The 20058-nt window shown below is 64.3% G+C and carries 21 protein-coding genes; 13 read left to right on the top strand and 8 right to left on the bottom strand.

What is annotated here, in order from left to right:
• The first annotated feature begins 106 nt into the window (after window positions 1-106).
• From topA to SynA15127_RS03070, 5 genes are read left to right on the top strand one after another with little or no spacing between them, the layout of a single operon-like run.
• Window positions 107-2806 (top strand): type I DNA topoisomerase, encoded by a 2700-nt coding sequence (gene topA / locus SynA15127_RS03050; protein ID WP_186484956.1) that lies wholly within the window; start codon window positions 107-109, stop codon window positions 2804-2806.
• Complete coding sequence (locus SynA15127_RS03055; protein ID WP_186484957.1) at window positions 2806-3285, top strand: hypothetical protein; 480 nt, start codon at window positions 2806-2808, stop codon at window positions 3283-3285. Before topA ends, SynA15127_RS03055 begins: the two co-directional genes overlap by 1 nt.
• Entirely contained in the window at window positions 3282-3935 is a 654-nt protein-coding gene (locus SynA15127_RS03060; protein ID WP_186484958.1) for a DUF2232 domain-containing protein, read from the top strand. Before SynA15127_RS03055 ends, SynA15127_RS03060 begins: the two co-directional genes overlap by 4 nt.
• Window positions 3907-5106 carry a nicotinate-nucleotide--dimethylbenzimidazole phosphoribosyltransferase gene (locus tag SynA15127_RS03065; RefSeq protein ID WP_186484959.1) on the top strand — a complete coding sequence of 400 codons (1200 nt, stop codon included), beginning with the start codon at window positions 3907-3909 and terminating at the stop codon, window positions 5104-5106. Before SynA15127_RS03060 ends, SynA15127_RS03065 begins: the two co-directional genes overlap by 29 nt.
• Window positions 5103-6113: an ABC transporter substrate-binding protein gene (locus SynA15127_RS03070; RefSeq protein ID WP_186484960.1), complete on the top strand. Its 1011-nt coding sequence runs from the start codon at window positions 5103-5105 to the stop codon at window positions 6111-6113. Before SynA15127_RS03065 ends, SynA15127_RS03070 begins: the two co-directional genes overlap by 4 nt.
• On the opposite strand, the gene SynA15127_RS03075 is transcribed toward SynA15127_RS03070, so the two are convergent.
• A complete protein-coding gene (locus tag SynA15127_RS03075; protein ID WP_186484961.1) occupies window positions 6102-7220 on the bottom strand; it encodes an aldo/keto reductase in 1119 nt (372 codons plus the stop codon). The two genes, SynA15127_RS03070 and SynA15127_RS03075, sit on opposite strands and share 12 nt — an antisense overlap.
• Window positions 7217-7774, bottom strand: coding sequence for a bifunctional nuclease family protein (locus SynA15127_RS03080; protein WP_186485544.1), 558 nt, complete (start codon window positions 7772-7774; stop codon window positions 7217-7219). Before SynA15127_RS03080 ends, SynA15127_RS03075 begins: the two co-directional genes overlap by 4 nt.
• Window positions 7775-7830: 56 nt before the next feature.
• Between SynA15127_RS03080 and SynA15127_RS03085 the strand changes: the two genes are divergently transcribed.
• Window positions 7831-8496, top strand: a complete 666-nt coding sequence (locus tag SynA15127_RS03085; RefSeq protein ID WP_186484962.1) for a riboflavin synthase — start codon at window positions 7831-7833, stop codon at window positions 8494-8496.
• On the opposite strand, the gene SynA15127_RS03090 is transcribed toward SynA15127_RS03085, so the two are convergent.
• The 4 genes from SynA15127_RS03090 to SynA15127_RS03105 are packed head-to-tail and all read right to left on the bottom strand — an operon-like array spanning window position 8481 to window position 12056.
• Window positions 8481-8885, bottom strand: coding sequence for an AbrB family transcriptional regulator (locus tag SynA15127_RS03090; RefSeq protein WP_186484963.1), 405 nt, complete (start codon window positions 8883-8885; stop codon window positions 8481-8483). The genes SynA15127_RS03085 and SynA15127_RS03090 overlap by 16 nt on opposite strands.
• A 54-nt stretch (window positions 8886-8939) precedes the next feature.
• Window positions 8940-9545 carry a cytochrome c oxidase subunit 3 gene (locus SynA15127_RS03095; protein ID WP_043695392.1) on the bottom strand — a complete coding sequence of 202 codons (606 nt, stop codon included), beginning with the start codon at window positions 9543-9545 and terminating at the stop codon, window positions 8940-8942.
• The gene (ctaD, locus tag SynA15127_RS03100; RefSeq protein WP_043695395.1) at window positions 9542-11212 is read right to left on the bottom strand and encodes a cytochrome c oxidase subunit I; all 1671 of its coding nucleotides are present in this window, start codon (window positions 11210-11212) and stop codon (window positions 9542-9544) included. The genes SynA15127_RS03095 and ctaD overlap by 4 nt, the downstream gene beginning before the upstream one ends.
• 1 nt (window position 11213) lies before the next feature.
• Window positions 11214-12056 (bottom strand): cytochrome c oxidase subunit II, encoded by an 843-nt coding sequence (locus SynA15127_RS03105; RefSeq protein ID WP_043695399.1) that lies wholly within the window; start codon window positions 12054-12056, stop codon window positions 11214-11216.
• A gap of 260 nt (window positions 12057-12316) precedes the next feature.
• Here SynA15127_RS03105 and SynA15127_RS03110 point away from each other — a divergent pair, with 260 nt between their 5' ends.
• From SynA15127_RS03110 to SynA15127_RS03135, 6 genes are read left to right on the top strand one after another with little or no spacing between them, the layout of a single operon-like run.
• Window positions 12317-13228: a heme A synthase gene (locus SynA15127_RS03110; protein WP_186484964.1), complete on the top strand. Its 912-nt coding sequence runs from the start codon at window positions 12317-12319 to the stop codon at window positions 13226-13228.
• Complete coding sequence (locus SynA15127_RS03115) at window positions 13221-14201, top strand: heme o synthase (RefSeq protein ID WP_186484965.1); 981 nt, start codon at window positions 13221-13223, stop codon at window positions 14199-14201. The genes SynA15127_RS03110 and SynA15127_RS03115 overlap by 8 nt, the downstream gene beginning before the upstream one ends.
• Before the next feature lie 50 nt (window positions 14202-14251).
• Window positions 14252-15262 carry an ATP-binding cassette domain-containing protein gene (locus SynA15127_RS03120; RefSeq protein ID WP_186484966.1) on the top strand — a complete coding sequence of 337 codons (1011 nt, stop codon included), beginning with the start codon at window positions 14252-14254 and terminating at the stop codon, window positions 15260-15262.
• 11 nt (window positions 15263-15273) lie between these two features.
• On the top strand, window positions 15274-16128 hold the full coding sequence (locus tag SynA15127_RS03125; RefSeq protein WP_186484967.1) for an ABC transporter permease: 855 nt from the start codon (window positions 15274-15276) through the stop codon (window positions 16126-16128).
• 4 nt (window positions 16129-16132) lie between these two features.
• Window positions 16133-16582, top strand: a complete 450-nt coding sequence (locus SynA15127_RS03130; protein WP_186484968.1) for a hypothetical protein — start codon at window positions 16133-16135, stop codon at window positions 16580-16582.
• A 6-nt stretch (window positions 16583-16588) separates the two neighbouring features.
• Window positions 16589-17278, top strand: coding sequence for an N-acetylmannosamine-6-phosphate 2-epimerase (locus SynA15127_RS03135; protein WP_186484969.1), 690 nt, complete (start codon window positions 16589-16591; stop codon window positions 17276-17278).
• On the opposite strand, the gene groL is transcribed toward SynA15127_RS03135, so the two are convergent.
• Window positions 17279-18967: a chaperonin GroEL gene (groL, locus tag SynA15127_RS03140; RefSeq protein WP_186484970.1), complete on the bottom strand. Its 1689-nt coding sequence runs from the start codon at window positions 18965-18967 to the stop codon at window positions 17279-17281.
• Window positions 18968-19097: 130 nt separating this feature from the next.
• Between groL and SynA15127_RS03145 the strand changes: the two genes are divergently transcribed.
• Window positions 19098-19274, top strand: coding sequence for a hypothetical protein (locus tag SynA15127_RS03145; RefSeq protein WP_156957186.1), 177 nt, complete (start codon window positions 19098-19100; stop codon window positions 19272-19274).
• 3 nt (window positions 19275-19277) lie between these two features.
• On the opposite strand, the gene fabG is transcribed toward SynA15127_RS03145, so the two are convergent.
• On the bottom strand, window positions 19278-20030 hold the full coding sequence (gene fabG / locus SynA15127_RS03150) for a 3-oxoacyl-[acyl-carrier-protein] reductase (protein WP_186484971.1): 753 nt from the start codon (window positions 20028-20030) through the stop codon (window positions 19278-19280).
• Window positions 20031-20058 lie beyond the last annotated feature (28 nt).

The following is a 20058-nucleotide window of genomic DNA, read 5'->3' on the forward strand; positions in this document are numbered from 1 at the left end:
CTGGAACCAGAGGGTTTCGGCGACTCTAGCGGCGCCACCGGGAGGCGTTCGTCATGCAGATCGGTGGGCGGTGCGATAAAGAAGGTGCACGGTTCAAGCCCTGTCTGTGGCGCACACCCTCGTCATCGTTGAGAGCCCCACGAAAGCCCGCACCATCCGCGGCTTTCTTCCGAAGGGGTTCAAAGTGGAGGCGTCCATGGGCCACGTGCGGGATCTGCCCAACAACGCCAGCGAGATCCCTGCATCCGCCAAAGGCCAGAAGTGGGCCAATCTCGGAGTGAACACGGAGTCGGACTTCGAGCCCCTCTACGTGGTGCCGAAGGACAAGAAAAAGGTCGTCAAGGAGCTCAAAGACGCGCTGAAGGGGGCCGAGCAGCTCCTGCTGGCCACTGACGAAGACCGCGAAGGCGAGAGCATCAGCTGGCACCTGCTCCAGCTGCTCGCTCCCAAGGTTCCCGTGAAACGCATGGTGTTTCACGAGATCACCAAGGAGGCGATCGGCAAGGCCCTCGACCAGACCAGGGATCTGGACATGGAGCTGGTGCATGCCCAGGAGACCCGGAGGATTCTCGATCGCCTCGTCGGCTACACCCTCTCTCCCCTGCTCTGGAAGAAGGTGGCCTGGGGACTGTCGGCCGGTCGTGTGCAGTCCGTGGCGGTGCGGTTGCTGGTGCAGCGGGAGCGGGCCCGCAGGGCCTTCCGCAGCGGCAGCTACTGGGATCTCAAAGCTCAGCTTGAGCAGGGGGGCAGCGGCTTTGAGGCGAAACTCACCCACCTCAGCGGCAAGAGAATCGCCACGGGGAACGACTTCGACGAGAGCACCGGTGGCCTCAAGGCCGGCTCCGATGTGCTTCTGCTGAGCGAGAAAGAGGCCCGCGCTCTGGCGGAGACGGTCCGCTCGAGTCCCTGGAGCGTGGATGCGGTCGAGGAGAAGCCCACGGTGCGCAAACCGGTGCCTCCGTTCACCACGAGCACGCTGCAGCAGGAGGCCAACCGCAAGCTGAGGCTCTCCGCACGCGAAACAATGCGCTGTGCCCAGGGGCTGTATGAGCGCGGTTTCATCACCTACATGCGCACCGACTCGGTGCATCTCTCGGATCAGGCGATCAGCGCTTCGCGAAGCTGTGTCGAGTCGCTCTACGGCAAGGAGTATCTGAGCAAGGGCCCGCGGCAGTTCAGCACCAAGGCCCGCAACGCGCAGGAGGCCCATGAGGCGATCCGTCCCTCGGGAGAAAGCTTCCGCACGCCGGGAGACACCGGTCTGGACGGGCGCGATCTGGCGGTGTACGAACTGATCTGGAAACGCACCGTGGCCAGCCAGATGGCGGAAGCCAGGCTCACGATGCTGTCGGTGGAGCTCAGTTCCGGAAAGGCCGGTTTCCGGGCCAGCGGCAAGCGCATCGACTTTCCCGGCTTCTTCCGCGCCTATGTGGAAGGCAGCGATGACCCCGATGCCGCGCTGGAAGGCCAGGAAGTGCTCCTGCCGGCCCTTGCGGTGGGGGATTCGCCAACACCGAAACAGGTGGAACCGCTGGGACACCAGACCCAGCCGCCCGCTCGGTTCAGCGAAGCATCCCTGGTGAAGATGCTGGAGAAGGAGGGAATCGGCCGACCTTCCACGTACGCCTCGATCATCGGCACGATCGTGGATCGCGGTTACGCCACGCTGCAGGGGAATGCCCTGACGCCGAGTTTCACGGCCTTTGCCGTGACCGCTCTGCTGGAAGAGCACTTCCCCGATCTGGTGGACACCAGCTTCACCGCCAGGATGGAGAACACCCTGGATGAGATCTCTCACGGCAAGGTTCAGTGGCTGCCGTACCTCGAGGGCTTCTACAAGGGCGATCAGGGACTGGAGACCCAGGTTCAGCAGCGGGAGGGAGACATCGATCCCGGTGCGTCCCGCACCGTGGACCTCGAGGGACTCTCCTGTGTGGTCCGCATCGGTCGCTTCGGGGCTTATCTGGAGTCCAAGCGCGTCAGTGAGGAGGGGGAGGAAGAGCTCATCAAGGCCACCCTGCCGCGGGAGATCACGCCGGCAGATCTGGATGAGGAACAGGCTGAACTGATCCTGAAACAGAAGGCTGATGGGCCGGAAGCGCTGGGTGAAGATCCGGAAACCGGCGATCTGGTTTACCTCCTCTTCGGTCAGTACGGCCCCTATGTGCAGCGCGGCCAGGTCAGCGACGACAACCCGAAGCCGAAGCGGGCATCCCTGCCGAAGGGCCAGAAGCCCGAGGATCTCAGCCTCGATGATGCGCTGGGTCTGCTGCGGCTCCCCAGGCTTCTGGGGGAGCATCCCGATGGCGGCAAGGTTCAGGCCGGTCTCGGTCGTTTCGGACCGTATGTGGTGTGGGACAAGGGCAAGGGTGAGAAGGACTACCGCTCCCTCAAGGGAGAGGACGATGTGCTGGCTGTGGGTCTCAGCCGGGCGATGGAGCTGCTGGCCATGCCGAAGCGTGGTCGGGGGGGGCGGACGGCCCTCAAGGACCTCGGCAAGCCCGATGGCAGCGAGGAGACCATCCAGGTGTATGACGGCCCCTACGGCCTGTACGTGAAGCAGGGCAAGGTGAATGCCTCCCTTCCGGAGGGCAAGGGAGCGGACGATGTGACCCTGGAGGAGGCGGTGGAGCTGCTGGCGGCCAAGGCGTCAGCGAAGAAGGGCACCCGCAAGACGGGGGCGGCCAAAGCGACGGCCAAGAAGCCGGCCGCGAAGAAACCGGCGGCCAAGAAGCCCCCCGCTACCACCAAGAGCGGTCGGCTGCGGGCCAGTGCTGTGCGGGTGATCAAACCGGGCGACAGCTGATGCTTCGCTGGCTCTTGCTGTTGCCTCTTGTGCTGTTGCAGGCCTGCGCCGGCAGTCCGTTAGCGGAACAGTTCGAGCGCAGCTTTGATCCTGAGGTGAACGGCGTCTCGCCGACTCCTCCTTCGCCCGTGTCGCGCGCGGTTGAACGCCCTTCGGATCAGGTCGAGGCCAAGGACCCGGCTCCTGCTGAGGACAACGAAGCAGACGATGCAGACAACGCTCAGGCCAGACAGCCGGATCCCCTGCCGGAGAGTCCAGTGACAGCCGCTGAGCAGATGAAGGATCCCGTTCCGGAGGTGGTCTCCGCCGCGCCGCCGCGTCTGTCACTGCCTTACCGGGTCACGATCCGGCTGGCGGGAGCCGATCCTTCCGCTCCCGCCGAGGCGGTCACCCGTGCCCTGCGGGATGCATCGGTGGCCTTCTCCGTCGAGAGGATCGAGGCCGTGGACGATCCGACGGTTCCCGGCGAAGGCCCATGAGCTCAGAACCGGCGCCGCTCAGCCGTCAGCAGGCCCTGCGCTTGGTGGAAGGGGCCTATCTCGCCGCCACCACGGGGCTGATCTGGCTGGCGCTCTACTACCTGCCGGTTGGTGGTGCGCTGTTCCGGCTGGCACTTCCGCTGCCCATCGCGTTGCTTCAGCTGCGGCGCGGGGGTCGATCCGGCCTCGAGGGAATGCTGCTGGCCGTGCTGCTGCTCACCGCTCTGATGGGACCTGTGCGGGGCCCTCTGCTTCTCTTCCCCTACGGCTCCCTGGCGTTGTGGCTCGGATGGTGCTGGTGTCGTGGTCTGAGCTGGTGGCTCAGCTGGTTTGTTGGGGTGGTGCTGGGCACGGCCGGCTTCCTGGTGCGTGTGATCGTCCTGTCGCTTCTGGTGGGGGAAAACCTCTGGGTGGTGATCACCCGAGCCGGCGCCTCGCTGCTCGACCGGCTGATCGCTGTGCTGCATCTGCCCATCACTCCGGATCTCTCAACCGTTCAGCTGATGGCCCTGGCACTGGTAGTCGTCCAGGAGGTGGTCTACGTGATCTCCCTGCATGCGCTGGCCTTCTGGATCTTCCCGAGGCTCCGCTCGCCGATCCCCGAACCACCCCGTCTCCTGCATGCGCTGGTGGCCCTTGACCCGCTCTGAAGCGTTCGGGTTACCACCTGGATGCCGGGTTCTGGGTGACTGTTGCCAGGCGGATCTCATTCATCACCATCTGCGGGTCTGGAGCGACCGGACCGGTCGGCTCGATCTGCTGCTGGTGCTGGCAGCGACATCCACGGCGGAACAGGACGGCATCTCCGCTGCTGGCGCCACCGCCGCTTCGCGGCGTCTGACGGCGGTCGCCGATGCCGAACTGTTGCTCGACGGACCGGCGGTCGCCCGCCGCTGGCCTCTGCCTCCCCTGCCCGCCGGTGTGTCGCCGGCCCTTCTGAGTCATGCGGTGCTCCCATGGGTCCCGCTGAACCCTTCGGTCGTGGCCCTGGGGCTTCCCGTGGAGCCGGATTTCCCTCATCTCCGCTTCGAGGGGGCTGCTGAAGGGCCAGCGAACTGTGTTTCCACCGGTCACGCCATGAGCGCTGATCGGGTGCAGCGGCTCTGGAGGCAGGGGAAGCGGCTGGGGCGCCGGTTGCGCCGTCCTCTGGTGCTGGCGGAATGCGTGCCGGGAGGCACGACCACGGCTCAGGCGGTGCTGACTGCCCTTGGGTTGCCGGTGAACGGACTGATCAGCGGCAGTGCGCGGCAACCGCCCCATGTCCTCAAGCGCCGGCTCGTCGCTGCCGGACTGGATCAGGCCGGCCTCGGGCCGGATCCGGCCGCGGAAGCCGTCGTCGCGGCGGTCGGTGATCCCTTCCAGGCGCTCACAGCTGGTCTGCTGGTGGGGGCGGCCGATGGCTCCCAGCCGCTTCTTCTGGCCGGCGGCAGCCAGATGGTGGCGGTGCTGGCGCTGGCCATGGCGGCGTCATCGGAGGATGGCCGTCAGCGACTGTCTGAGCGGGTGATGCTCGGCACCACGGCCTGGCTGGCAGAGGAACAGTCCCCGGGCGAAGACCGCCCGCCTCTCGATCGTCTGATCGATGCCCTGGCGGCACGGTTCCGGGTCGGCACGGTGGCCCTCTCCAGCGGTGTCCGCTTCCACAACAGCTGTCATCAGCAGTTGAGGGATTACGAGCACGGCTACGTCAAGGAGGGAGTCGGTGCGGGTGGTCTGCTGCTGCTGGCTCAGTTGCAGGGCATCAGCCCTGCGGATCTTCAGGGCAGCTGCGACCGGGCGATGCAAGCGCTGCTGGAGCCACCCGTAACGTCAGGGCCATGACACCTCACTTCACCGGCTCCACTGGTCTCAGCCGGCGGCGTCTGCTGCAGCTGTTCGGTGGTGCCGGTCTGGCGGCCCTGGCCGGTTGCGGGTCAACCTCTGCGGCACCGAGGTTGCTGGCCGCCAAGGACGGGATTCCACGACCGTGGCGCGAGGCCCTGCCATCGCCATGGCGGTTTCTCCCCACCTCCAGCATGGATCTCTGGGCCGATGCGGAGCTGGAGCAGCCGGATCTGCTGGCGCTCAGTGATGGCTGGCTGGACGGGATTCCAGCTGATCAGCTGCAGGCTCTCGGAGCGCCTCCGCTTCAGAGGAGGCTCGATGCCAAGGCCCGTGCGTTTCTGGCGTCCCTGCCGACCCAACGGGCCGCTCAGGTTCTGCCGGCGGGAGTCAGTCCCTGGGTGATGATCGCGCGTCGCCGAGAACCCTGGCTGGGGGCTGCCCGCCGCAGCTGGGATGTGCTGCTCGATCCGGCTCTCCAACAGCGCATCGTCTTGCCCGCCAGTCCCCGCTGGGTGATGAACCTCGCCGATCAGCTCGATGGGGATGATCCACTGCCGCGTCTGAGGCGGCAGCTGCTGACCCTGGATGACCGCCAGGCACTCAACTGGTTGCTCAAGGGGGAGGCACGGCTGGTGGTGCTGCCTCTGCAGCGCTGCATGCCTCTACTGAAACGGGATCCACGGCTTACGGCCGTGTTGCCGCAGTCCGGAGCGCCCCTGCACTGGACACTGCTGGTTCGTCCTGCCCAGACCAGGGAGCCGTTGCCGCGCGCCTGGGTTGAGCAGGCCTGGTCCGAGCCGATGGCGAGCAGCCTGCTGCGTCAAGGCTGGCGGCCGCCGCTGAGCCGACGGGAGCTCGAGCCGGCAGGACAGTCGATTCCAAGCCGCTGGAGACAGCTGGTGCTCCCGGATCCGGAGATCTGGTCCCGCTGCTGGTCTCTGCCGCCAGTCCCCGGGTCTGAGCGGAACCAATTGGTTCAGCGCTGGACGCAATCAGCCCCATAGGCGCCGCCGGGGAGAGGCCTTCAGTCGCCGGTGCGTGTCCTCCAGCAGATCCGGAATCGGCAGTTGATGGGGACAGCGCGGCAGACAGTCACCGCAGCGCTCGCAGGCGGAGGCGTCCAGTAATTCCCACCAGTGCCCGGCGCGGGCGATCAGGTTGTAACGCTCCTGACAGAAGCCGCTCAGGTCATGGCCGACCGCCAGGTTGCGCAATCGCAGAAGATCCGGAATCGGCACCTGCTGGGGGCAGGGCAGACAGGCGCGGCACTGGCCGCAGTGGTCGGCGCCGAGCCGCCGGAGTCTCTGGCTCTGCAGGCGCTCCAGCGCTGCCTTCTCGCTTGAGTCCAAGGGGCCGTCGGCCGCGGCGAGGGTGGCCGCCAGCTCCAGATCCCTTGCCGCTTCCGCTCCGATCGTGAGCGTTGAAACACCGGTCGCGAGCAGGAACCGGTAGGCCAGCGTCAGCGGTGGAATGGGCCGGCAGTCGTCGATCAGGGTCGGGCTCGGGGCCTGAAGCCTCCCCCCCTTGTCAGCCGGTGAGATCGCCATCACGCCGAGGCCGTGGTCGAGAGCCCACCGGGCCAAGGGGATCCGCGTTGGGTCGAGCAGGTGCAGATGCAGGCTGCAGAAGCGGAAACGTCCGGATTCGAGCGCGGCTTGGATCAGCGTCGTGTCGCCGTGGCTGCTGAAGCCGACCTGGCGTGCGAGGCCACGGTCCATGGCCCAGTCGAGCAGGGCATTGCCGTCCCCCTGGAGAGCCCACTCGAGATGCTCGGGACGGTTGATTCCATGCACCGCGAGGTTGTCGAGCTGGGGACGGTCGAGGCGCCGGAGCATCGCCTCCAGCTGCTGCTGCCCCTCCTGGAAGCTCAGGCCCGGCAGAAGTTTGCTGGTGATCACCCAGCCGCCTTCGGGCACGGTTCCGCTCCGCTTCATGGCTTCCCCCAGGAACCGTTCAGCGGGTCCGTAGGCCGGAGCGGTCTCCAGGTGATTGATTCCGGCTCTGACGGCTGCTTTCAGCACGGTCTCCATCTGTTCGATGGAGCCCAGAGCCCGCATCGTTCCGAGGGTGAACAGGCTGATGGCGCGACCGTCCCCGAAGCGCCGTCTCATTCCTCGGATGGTTCGTCAAGCTCCCCACGCTTTCTCAGATGGCGCACCAGAGCTGCTGGGCTGAGATCGTCCACGAACCGGTTGAAGGCACTCTGATCCTCGGCATCCGCCTCGGCGTCGACGGCGATCGATGCTTCCGCCACCACCTCCTCCAGCATCCAGATGCTGCTGCCCGTGCGGACGGCCAGGGCAATCGCATCACTTGGACGCGCATCCACTTGAAGTGGGTCGTCAGGGTCGTCGTCCAGCGTCTCCTCCTGACTGGGATCCTGGTCGGAGCGCAGTTTCAGCACGGCGTGGAAGGTGCTGTCCTCAATGGCATGGACGATCACACGTTCCAGCTCGAGGCCGCCCGCCGTCAGCAGTGATGCCATCAGGTCGTGGCTGAGGGGGCGCGGGGGCGCATCCCCCTGTAGACCCGCCATGATGTTGTGAGCCTGGGTCTGATCAATCCAGATCGGCACCTGACGGCGACCGCTCGGATCGCGAAGAAGCACGATCGGCGTCCTACTGGACGCATCAAGGGCGATACCGGCGACGCTCATCTCCACCATGGCGAAGTCCCCGGCTTGACCGATTATGGCCAAGGGATCCTGTTGGGCGAGCAGCAATGTTCACGGGGCTTGTTCAGGCGGTGGGTCGGATCCAGCGGCGTTCCGCTGCGGTGCTGATCGAGGGGTGCAGCGGGTTCGGTCCGCTGGAGATCGGCGACAGCGTGGCGGTTGACGGGGTCTGTCTCACCGTGGCGGAGCTCTCCGGTGATGGTTTCCGTGCTGATGTCAGCGAAGAGACACTGAGCCGCACCACTCTCGGAGCCAAGGCGGATCGGGGGGGAGCCGTGAATCTCGAGCCGGCGCTGCGCCTGACTGACCGTCTCGGGGGGCACATGGTCAGTGGTCATGTCGATGCCATCGGCACGGTGGCGTCCGTGGAGGCCTTGCCACAATCGTGGGAACTGGCCTTGCGCTGGCAGGATCCTCGCTTCGGACGCTATGTGTGCGAGAAGGCCAGCATCGCTGTGGATGGCATCAGTCTCACCGTGGCGGACTGCTCGGAGGATGGGGTGAACTTCACCCTGGCGGTGATTCCCCACACGTGGGGGGCCACGACACTGCGTCAGCTCGCGGTCGGAGACAGGGTGAACCTGGAGGCTGATCTGCTGGCGCGTTACGCCGAAAGGCTTCTGGCGGCCGGGCCGATGGTTGCAGAGAACAGAACCCGTTCGTCAGAGCCAGAGCTCGGTCGCTCCTGGCTTGACGATCACGGCTGGACCTGATCCGAGCTGTCCTGCTCGAGGTCAGCACCGTTCTGTTCAAGAGGCAGCAGCCAGATGGCACCGGAATCACGGTGCAACTCGATCTTGAATTCCTGGCCGGGTTCAAGCCCGAGACGCCGGGTGTAGGCGTGGCCGATCAGCAGATTGCCGTTGCCGTGAACTCGTGTGCGGAACTCGGCCTGGCGGCCTCGTGCTCCACCGGAATGACCGGAGCTCTTCGGCAGAGTCCAGCCCTGTTCTTCGGCTTTCGCTTCCACCAGTGCACGGCAGAAACTTTTCTGCAGAACACGTCCACTGGGACCGACGTAGCCGCATCCCAGCGCGATCTCTTTCTCTGGCCTATCGCTCAGAGATCTGGCCTTGTCGAGCAGTTCTTTGCCGACCAGCATTTGAAGCACTGATTCAATTGAATTCTGACGGTGCTTCTCAGCGCTGGCAAGGCATCAGAGCAGATACAGGATCACAAACAGAATCACCCAGATCCCGTCCACGAAGTGCCAGTACAGCTCAGCAGCCTCCAGGGGGAAATGATTTTCCGGGCTGATTCGTCCACCGTTCGCACGTGCTTGCCACCACACGATCAGAGTCATCAGCGCTCCAAGAGTCACGTGCAGGCCGTGAAATCCTGTTGCTGCAAAGAAGGTACTCGCGTAGAGGTTGTCGGTGAGGCCGAACGGAAGGGTGAAGTACTCCACCATCTGACTCACCAGGAAGGCCAAGCCCAGCCCGGCGGTGACCAGCAGCCAGCTTCGACAACGGGCCATGGCATTCAGGCGCAGGGCCTGCCCGGCTTTGTGGAACGTGGCACTGCTGACGAGCAGCAGAACCGTGTTGAGGATCGGCAGTGGGAGCTCCAGCTCGTAGATCGCTCCGCTCGGCAGGGGATTCACGGCCTTGAACGTGAGATAGGCCGCGAAGAACCCGGCGAAGGTCATGCCATCCGCCACCAGAAAGGTCGCCAGGCCGAACATCCGGTGGTCCGCATGCTCCTCATGGCCGTGGTCCGCCTGCTCGAGGCTGCTGTTTTCACTGGGGAGGGTGGTGGTCATTTGCCGCTGCTCCAGAGGTCACGGCCGGTTGTGGCGGCCAGGTCAAGTTGCTCGGCGGGGACTCCGTAGCCGTACGGCTCCTCCACCAGTGGTGCTTCCCCGATCCAGTTCTCGACCGGTGGCGGGGAACTGGTGAGCCACTCTGGGGTGAGAGCGTTCCAGGGGTTGTCTCCAGCAACGGGACCGGCGATGGCGCTGCGGATCACATTCCAGAGGAAGGGAAGGGTGCTGATGGCCATCAACAGCGCTCCCACCGAGCTGATCTGGTTGATCAGGGTGAATTGCGGGTCATATTCGGCGACACGACGCGGCATGCCGTTGAGTCCGAGCCAGTGCTGCGGTCCGAAGCAGAGATTGAAGCCGATGAAGGTCAGTGCGCAGTGCAGGCGCCCAAGATCTTCATTGAGCAGGCGTCCGGTGAATTTCGGATACCAGTGGTAAACGGAGGCAAAAATCACGAACACCGACCCACCGAAGACGATGTAGTGGAAGTGAGCAACCACGAAGTAGGTGTCGTGCACGTGGATGTCGAAAGGAACCTGGGCGAGGGCGACTCCGGTGATTCCGCCCAGCACGAAGTTCACGATGAAGCCGCAGGAGAAGAGCATGGCGCTGTTGAGATTGATCCTTCCCCCCCACAACGTTGCCAGCCAGTTGAAGAATTTGATGCCAGTGGGAACGGCGATGAAGGCGGTGGCGATTGTGAAAAAGAGGCGCATCCACGGTGGCGTGCCGCTCGTGAACATGTGGTGGGCCCAGACGACCAGCCCGAGGATCACAATCGCCATGATTGAGTACACCATCGTGACGTAGCCAAACAGAGGCTTTCTGGCGTGAACCGGCAGGATCTCACTTACGAGGCCGAAAGCCGGCAGGACCATGATGTAAACGGCGGGATGTGAATAGAACCAGAACAGATGCTGATAAACCACAACATTCCCCCCCAGCGTTGGATTGAAGAATCCCGTATGAGCAACGATGTCGAAGCTCAGGAGCACCAGAGTTCCAGCCAGCACAGGCGTTGAGAGGACGACCAGGATGCTGGTTCCAAGCATCGCCCAGCAGTACATCGGTAGCTGCATCAGTTTCAGGCCCGGTCGCCTCAGCTTCAGAATCGTGGCGATGAAGTTGATTCCTCCGAAGATTGAGCTGCCTCCCAGAAGCAGAACGCTGAGGATCCAGATGATCTGGCCTGTTGCCGGAGTTGTGATGCTCAGCGGGGGGTAGGCGGTCCAGCCCGACTGGGCTGCTCCGGTGAGGAAGTAACTGGTGATCAGCAACAGTCCGGCTGGAGGGATGAGCCAGAAGGCCACAGCATTCAGCCGAGGGAAGGCCATGTCACGGGCTCCCACATAGAAGGGAATCAGGTAGTTACCGAAGGCACCGTTCACCACAGGAACGATCCATAGAAAGATCATCACCGTCCCGTGCAAGGTCAGCACTTGGTTGTAGACATCCCGTGCCATGAAGTCGGAGACAGGGCTGGCCAGCTCGGTTCGGATGGCACCAGCGAGGGCTCCACCGACCAGATAGAAGAGGAATCCGCACACCAGATACTGCAGGCCGATCACCTTGTGGTCGACGCTGAAGCTCAGGTAGCGGAGCCAGCCGGTTGGCTGCAGCCGTGGGGGTGAGACGAGGGTGTCCGAAGGGGTTGCAACAGTCATGTCAAGCGTTGGCAACGGGGGTGGTGACGTCGGTCTCGGGTTTGGCATTGCTGCTGAACCACTCGTCCCAGGCATCGGCTTCTTCAACGACCACGGTGGAACGCATCCCTCCGTGGTACGGGCCGCACAGTTCTGCGCAGACGATCGGATAGCGGCCGGGGCGTGTTGCCGTGAAACTGAGCTGAGTCGGCTGGCCCGGGATCACGTCCTGCTTGAGGCGGAACTCCGGAACCCAGAAGGCATGGATGACATCCTTGGCTTCCATCCGCAGCGTTACCGGGCGACCCGCAGGCACGTGAAGTTCCCCGGAGATGATGTCTCCCTGCGGGTAGTGGAAGAGAAAGGCGAACTGCATCGCCGTCACGTCGATGGGAAGCGCGGCTGGTGCCGTCGCCGCGTCTTCGATGGAGCCGGAACTGATTCCACCCCAGATGCGCTCCTCGCCGGCTGCGGCACCGGATGTGGCCATGTGGTCGTGGGCGAGCGGGACCATGCCGCCCATCCGGTCGTAGATGTCGTAGCTGTACAGGCCGACGAAGAGAACGACGATGGCAGGAACTGCAGTCCAGAAGATTTCCAGCGGCAGGTTTCCTTCCATGGCAATGCCATCCCCCAGTTGTCCAGGGCGACGCCTGAAGCGAATCAGACTGAACACCAGAAGTCCGACGATCCCGATAAACAGGATGGCTCCAATCGTGAATAAAACCTGAAAAAGTTCGTCGTAGATCGGAGCGTTTGCGCTCGCATCAACGGGCAGGAGATTGAAGCTCTGTCCGATCCATAGCCCTGTGAGGACAAGGATCATGCCGATCACAAGAGTGACGATGGCGGAAGGGATCTGCACCCACGTAGACCCTGACTCCATTCAGCGTATGGAGGTGGACCGGTATCTCCATGGATGGATTGTTAAGCGTGGGTGAAAATTGTTCAATGGCACACGTGAACGAAAGGTTTAGGTCATTTCGTGTCAGCAAAAGTGGATCGATGAAGAGCTGCGATGTTGTAGTCGTCCACAAGACGTGACGCCCTTCAGCAGATCGCTACGGTCCGTATGTGTCCTCGGTGATTGTTTCGGATGGAGGTTCATCGGTGACTCTTTCCTGCATGTCTCCGATCCGTCGGCGTCTCGGATTTCTGGCGGCTCATCTCGTTGTCGCCCTTGTTGCTCTCGTCGTCATCGGTGGAGCAACGCGGGTGATGGAGGCAGGGCTGGCCTGTCCGGACTGGCCTCTGTGCTTCGGCACGCTCCTCCCCGGGCGCCAGATGAATCTCCAGGTTTTTCTGGAATGGTTCCATCGCCTTGACGCCTTCGTTGTCGGCGTCGCCCTGCTTGTGATGGCAGTCGTCGCCTTCCTGAGGAGGCGTCTTCTCCCGGGATGGCTCCCATCATTGGCGATGGTCCTGGTGCTCCTGGTGGCGCTCCAGGGTGGGCTCGGCGCGCTCACCGTGCTGGACCTGCTTCCGTCCGGCATCGTCACGGCTCACCTGGCGATGGCCCTCACCCTGGTGGCTTTGCTGAGCGGTCTCACCCAGAGACTTCTCCATCCAGGTGGCGAGGCTGCTCCCGTCTGGTGGACTCCGCTGGCTGGACTGGCCCTGCTGGCAGTGGTGGCGCAATCCCTGCTGGGGGCTCTGATGGCCACCTCCTGGGCCGCTCAGCGTTGCCTGGCCGCAGGGGACGGCTGTCGCTGGCTGATCCTCCACCGCAATGCCGCCGTACCCGCTGCCGGACTGGTGCTGTTGTTCGTGTTCTCAGCGCTTCTGGCCGGTGGCTGGAGCCGCCGGCAATGGCCCTACCTGATTCCTGTAGCGATTCTTGTCACCTGTCAGGTGGGTCTTGGAGTCGGGACGCTGCGGCTGGGCCTGTCCCAGCCGTTGGTCACCGTGGCCCATCAGCTTGTGGCTGCCCTGCTGGTGGCAGTGCTCGCCTCGCTTCTGGTGCGTCGTCCTGACGTGCCGTTCTCCCCCATGCCCGTCGTCCTCGACGAGTCCTCTCTGGAGCCCTGTCATGGCTAGTTCAGTGACCGCATCGACTCCCACTCGTGAGGAGGTGGTTCCGTCCAGGAAACGGATCAAGCTTCCGCCCTGGTTGGAGGTGGCCAAGCCCCGCCTGATTCCTCTGCTCCTCGCCACCACCCTCGGGGGGATGGCGCTCACCGAGGGCTGGCCGCTCTCCTCCCCCCGTCTCGTCTGCACCCTGGGAGGTGGCGCGCTGGCCGCCGCCGCCGCCGGCGTTCTCAACTGCCTCTGGGAGCAGGATCTGGATGGACGCATGAAGCGCACCAGCGGCCGGGCCTTGCCGTCGGGGAGGCTTTCGCCCACCAGCGCCTTCATCGGTGCCATCTCCTGCACCCTGGCGGCGGCGATGCTGCTGGTGAGCGGCGTCAACTGTCTGGCAGCCGGGCTGAGCCTGCTTGGTCTCTGCAGTTATGTGCTCCTGTACACCGCTCTGCTCAAGCCCCGCACGACCCAGAACATCGTGATTGGCGGCGTCGCTGGAGCCATCCCGCCTCTGGTGGGTGCGGCCGCGGCCACCGGCCACATCGGTCTGGGCGGCTGGTGGCTGTTCGCTCTGGTCATGGTCTGGACCCCAGCCCATTTCTGGGCTCTCGCTCTGCTGCTGAGAGAGGACTACAGAGCTGTCGGCATCCCCATGCTGCCTGTGGTGAAAGGTCCGGTGGTGACGGCTCGTGCCATTCGTCGTTACGGCTGGGCGACCGTGGTCCTCAGCAGCGCGGGGGCTCTGGTGCTGCCGACCGGTGGGATCTTCTACGGCCTGATGCTGCTGCCCTTCAACGGTCGACTGCTGCAGATGGTGCGGCGTCTGGCCCAGGACCCCGACAGCCTCTCCGGCGCCAAGGGGCTGTTCCGTTGGTCGATCCTCTATCTGTTCGGAATCTGTCTGCTGCTTGTTCTCAGCCGCACAGGTCTCGCCTCGGGATTCGATCAGCAGGTCCGGGCTCTGCTGCTGCAGATCCAGGCCGTGTGAGCTCTCCCTAGATTTAGCTCAGGGGTTGTGTCCAGTGCTCAGGTGGTGGAATGGCATTGATTGAACTGCGACAGCTTCACAAGGCTTACGGAGTTGTTCAGGCCCTCCGGGATTTCTCTCTGTCGGTGCCAGAAGCCTGCCTGTTCGGTCTGCTCGGACCCAACGGAGCCGGCAAGACCACGGCGATGCGGATTCTGGCCACCCTGCTGGGGCCCGATCGGGGGTCGGTGCAGGTGGCCGGTGTTGATGCCCTAGAGGATCCCCGGGCGGTCCGTCGTCTGCTCGGTTATGTGGCCCAGGAGGTGGCGATCGACAAGATCCTCACGGGCCGGGAACTGCTCCAGCTTCAGGGAGACCTGTATCACCTGGGTCGTTCGGATCGCAACCAGCGGATCGACGACCTGATCGACCGTCTGGCCATGGCGGAGTGGATTGATCGCCGATGCGGCACGTACTCCGGAGGGATGCGGCGGCGGCTTGATCTCGCCGCCGGTCTGCTGCATCGTCCGAGGCTGCTGGTGCTCGATGAGCCGACCGTCGGTCTCGACATCGAGAGCCGTTCGGCAATCTGGGAGCTGCTGCGCCAGCTGGTTGAGGCTGGAACCAGCGTGCTTCTGAGCAGCCACTATCTGGAGGAGGTGGAAGCTCTGGCGGATCGAATGGCCATCATCGATGCCGGAACGGTGATCGCCGAAGGCGTGCCGGAGGAGCTGAAGCGGCGCCTGGGAGGGGACCGCCTGACGCTGAGGGTTCGCGAGTTCAGCGATCCGCAGGAGGCTGACCGGGTGCGTGCCTTGCTGGAGCCCCTGGAGGGCGTGCGACAGGTGGTGGTGAATCGAGCACAGGGCTTCTCCCTGAATCTCGTGATCGAGGGCGAGCCGGTGGTGGAGCGTCTCCGGGATCGACTGGCTGGAGCGGGAGTTCCGGTGTTCGCGCTGGCCCAGAGCCGCCCCAGCCTGGATGACGTCTACCTTCAGGCAACAGGACGCACCCTGATGGATGCCGAGCTGGCCGTGGCCGGTCAGCGCGATGTCAAGCAGGAACGTCGAAAGTCCATGTGATGCGCTGATCGATGACCTCTCCCAGCCTGTCCATCAACAGCACCGCACCGGAACGGGGAGCGGTCTCCGAGCTTGTTCAGGAGACCTCTGCCCTCACGAAACGGCTGTTTCTTCAACTGGCGCGGCGCCCATCGACCCTGGTGGCCGGCGTGCTGCAGCCACTGATCTGGCTGATTCTGTTCGGAGCCCTTTTCGCCAACGCACCCGAGGGGCTGCTGCCCGGGGGCATGAGTTACGGCCGCTTTCTCGGAGCGGGAGTGATTGTGTTCACAGCGTTCAGCGGTGCCCTGAATGCCGGCTTGCCGGTGATGTTCGACCGTGAATTCGGCTTTCTTAATCGTCTGCTCGTCGCTCCCCTGCGCAGTCGCAGTTCGATCGTGCTGGCCTCCGTGCTGTACATCACAGTGCTGAGCCTGCTTCAGAGCCTGGCGATCATGATCACCGCCGCCCTGCTGGGGTACGGCTGGCCCGGTGGCGTCGGTCTGCTCTTGGTGGTTGCCACCCTGCTGCTGCTGGTGTTCGCGGTCACTGCCCTCAGTCTCGGGATGGCCTTTGCGCTGCCGGGTCACATCGAGCTGATCGCCGTGATCTTCGTGGCGAATCTTCCGCTGCTCTTCGCCAGCACGGCTCTGGCTCCGTTGTCCTTCATGCCGGCCTGGCTGGGCTGGCTTGCGGCCCTGAATCCCCTTACCTTCGCGATTGAGCCCATCCGTGCCGCATACAGCGGTTCGCTCGATCTCTCGGCTGTCCTCCTCGAGGCGCCCTACGGCGATGTCACCGGCTTCGCCTGTCTTCTCGTTCTGCTGGTGCTCACCGTCGGACTGTTCCTGCTGATCCGTCCACTGCTCAACCGCAAGCTCTCCTGAATCCGTGCCTTCTTCACCGTTCCAGCAGCCTTCAGCCCGTCAGCACGCCCTCTCCAGGCAGATGCTTGAAGCCGAAGAGCGGGGTGATGCCCGCCGTCTCTCTTTGCTGCAGGGGCAGTGGGTGCACCGCTTCGGCGTCGCGACACTGCCGGTCTCCACAGCAGCAGCGCCGGTTTCGGAGAGTCCGATGGCTTCCCTCACGCCGTTGAGCAGTGAACCGGATGGTTCCGTCGTTGCTGAGTCCTCCGCAGCGGCCGGCTTCCTGGAGATCACGGGCGGCACGAACGAGGAGCAGCCTGTTGTCGAGAAGCCTTCTGTCGTCGAGGAACAGCCGTTCGTCGCTGAACAGCCCGCCGAGCCCCAGCGGCCTGTTCCGGCACCGCCTTTCAGCACACCACGCTCCCTGCGCCGCTGGCTGCCCGGTGCTGAGTCAACCTTCCCCAAGGCTTCCTGAGACGTCATGTTGCCGTCCAATGAGGTGCTGGATCAGGGACTGATCGTTTCCGTTCAGGCCCCTCCGGGCTCTCCCATGCGTGACCCTGATGTCATCGCGGCCATGGCCGACACCTCACTCCGCAACGGAGCGGTCGGGGTTCGTCTTGAGAGCCCGGAACACATCGGAGCGGTTCGCCGTCGCTGCCCCGATGCCTTGATCATCGGATTGTGGAAATGCACGTTCCCTGACAGTTCCGTGTACATCACGCCGGGTTGGAGGGAAATCCAGACGGTCTGGTCTGCCGGTGCCGACGTGATCGCGATCGATGCCACGGCCCGACCCCGTCCTGAGAGGCAGGAGCTGGAGGATCTGATCCAACGGGCGAGGGTCGAGCTGCGTGCCCCCCTGATGGCTGATGTTGACAGCGTCGAAAACGGATTGCGTGCGGCCTCCCTCGGTTGCGACTGGGTCGGCACCACGCTCTTTGGCTACACGGAGGAGACATCCGGTCAGCAGCCCCCGGGGCTGTCTCTGTTGCCGGATCTGAGGCATCAGCTGAAAACCAGCGTGCGCCTCATCTGTGAAGGAGGAATTTCGTCCCCGGACGCCGCCCGCTCGGCTCTGAAGGCCGGAGCGGACAACGTCGTTGTGGGAACAGCGATCACGGGCGTGGATCTGCAGGTGGCCGCCTACTGCCGAGGCATGGCCGGCTGATCACATCATTCCGGGCATGCCCATGCCGCCCATTCCTCCCATGCCGGGCATGCCCATGCCGCCCATTCCTCCCATGCCGCCCATCGGATCTCCACCACCTTCAGGGGCCGCTGCCGGCGGTTCGGGCTTGTCGGCGATCACCACTTCCGTGGTGATCAGCAGGGAGGCGATGGAGACCGCATCCTGAAGGGCAAGACGCACCACCTTGGTGGCGTCGACGATTCCAGCGGCTCTGAGGTCCTCAAAATTGCCGGTCAGCGCGTTGAAGCCCTGGCCGCTCTTCCGCATGGCTGAGATCACCACGTCGCCATTTCGACCCGCGTTCGTGGCGATCTGGTGAACGGGAGCCGCCAGGGCTCGCTGCACGATTTCAACGCCAGTCCGCTCATCGCCATCGAGATGCGCCACTAGCGCATCGAGCCCCTGGGCCAGCTGCAGCAGGGTGCTGCCTCCGCCGGCGACGATGCCCTCCTCCACTGCGGCCCTGGTCGCGTTCAGTGCATCTTCAATGCGCAGCTTGCGGTTTTTGAGTTCCGTCTCAGTGGGGGCACCCACTTTGATCACGGCGACACCGCCCGCCAGTTTGGCGATCCGCTCATTCAGCTTCTCGCGGTCGTAATCGGAGTCGGTGGCTTCCAGCTCGCGCTTGATCGAGGCGACCCGGGCCGACACCGCCTGCTTGTGATCCTCGCTGGCGACGATCGTGGTGTTCTCCTTGCTGATCGTGATCCGGCGGGCTCGGCCGAGATCAGCCAGGGTGACCTTGTCCAGCGTCATCGCCTTGTCCTCGCTGATCACCGTGGCTCCCGTGAGCACGGCGATGTCGGCCAGGGCCGCTTTACGGCGCTCGCCGAAGGATGGGGCGCGCACCGCAGCCACCTGCAGAACGCCGCGGTTCTTGTTCACCACCAGCGTGGCGAGAGCCTCTCCCTCCACCTCTTCGGCAAGGATCAACAGCGGGGAACCGCTCTTCTGGACCAGCTCGAGCGCAGGCACCAGGTCAGCGATGGCGCTGATCTTGCGGTCGGTCAGCAGCAGCAGCGGGTTTTCGAACTCACACAGCTGACGATCGCCGTCGTTGACGAAATACGGGGAGCTGTAGCCCCGGTCGAAGGCCATGCCCTCGGTCACCTCCAGCTCTGTGGCCAGGGATTTCGATTCCTCAACGGTGATCACCCCATCCACGCTCACACGGTCCATGGCTTCCGCCACCATCTGACCGACCTCGTCATCACCCCCGGAACTCACCGTGGCGACCTGACGGATGGCGTCGGCTTCAACGGTCTGGCTGCGTTGGCTGAGACCCTCCACCACCTGGGCACAGGCTTTCTCCATGCCGCGGCGCAGTTCCACGGGACTGGCTCCGGCGGCGGTGTTGCGCAGGCCTTCCCGCACCATGGCCTGGGCGAGCACGGTGGCTGTGGTGGTGCCGTCACCGGCCTTGTCCTTGGTCTTGGAAGCCACCTGTTGGATCAGTTTCGCTCCGAGGTTCTCGAAGGGATCCTCCAGTTCGATCTCCTTGGCGATGGTGTCACCGTCATTGACGATGTCAGGGGCGCCGAAGGATTTCTCGAGCACCACATTGCGGCCGCGGGGGCCGATGGTGACGCGGACGGCGTCGGCAAGAGCATCGACACCCCGCTCAAGAGCGCTGCGGGACTCGTCGGAGAAGGAAAGGAGTTTCGCCATGGTCACTGGACAGCCGCAAATTAATGTCCCACAGCGACGGAGGCCAGGTGCAGGGGGTGCGCGGTGGGGAAAGCCGAATGTCTGCCGTGGCGGGCATGCCTGCTCAGCACAGGCTGATTAACGTCCGGATATGGCTGATTCCGGTGCCTTCTTTTTTGTGCTGATGGCCGGGTTGGCGGGGTCCATGGCCCTCGTCTACGTGCCTCTGCGGATCTTCCTGACCGCGACAGCCCGCAGCCGCCGATTGCGCCTGTTGCAGCGGATCCGCCGACTGCGTGAAGAACTGGCTCAGCCGCTGGAGTCGTGATCGTCAGGCCATCACCATGCCGCCATCCACCTGGAGCACCTGGCCGGTGATGTAAGCCGAGGCGGGGTCTGTGGCCAGGAAACGCACGGCTCCAGCCACCTGCTCCTGGGTGCCGAAGGTGCCGAGGGGAATGTCCCGGAGGATGGCATCGGCATCGAGATCCTTGGTCATGTCCGTGGCGATGAATCCCGGCGCCACGGCATTCACGGTGATGCCGCGGCTGGCCAACTCCTTGGCGGTGCTCCGGGTCAGGCCCACTACCCCGGCCTTGGCTGCGGCGTAGTTCGCCTGGCCGGCGTTGCCCATCAGGCCCACCACGGAGGTGATGTTGATGATCCGTCCGCTCTTCTGCTTGAGCATCGGTCGAGCCACAGCTCGGCTGCAGAGAAACACGCCCGTGAGATTCAGATCGATCACTGCCTGCCATTCGGACGTTTTCATCCGCATCAGCAGCCCATCCCTGGTGATGCCGGCGTTGTTCACCAACACATCAAGACGACCGCTGCGCTCAAGGACCGTCTTGATCAGACCGTCCACGTCCTCCTCCATCGCCACGTTCGCCTGGAGCGCGTAGGCCTTGCCTCCTGATGCGGTGATCAGCTCCACCACCTCCTCGGCCGCGGCGGCTGAGCTCGAGTAGTTGACCACCACCTCCATGCCGGATTCCGCAAGAGCGAGGGCGATGGCCCGACCGATCCCGCGGCCGCCGCCGGTCACCAGGGCGGTCTGGCCGGTGAGGGCTGTGGAGGAGGTCATGAAGGGGCCTGAGCTCGGAGGATCGTAG

Origin of the sequence: Synechococcus sp. A15-127 (genome assembly GCF_014280215.1) — a bacterium.
In the GTDB taxonomy this organism is placed as follows: Bacteria; Cyanobacteriota; Cyanobacteriia; order PCC-6307; family Cyanobiaceae; genus Parasynechococcus.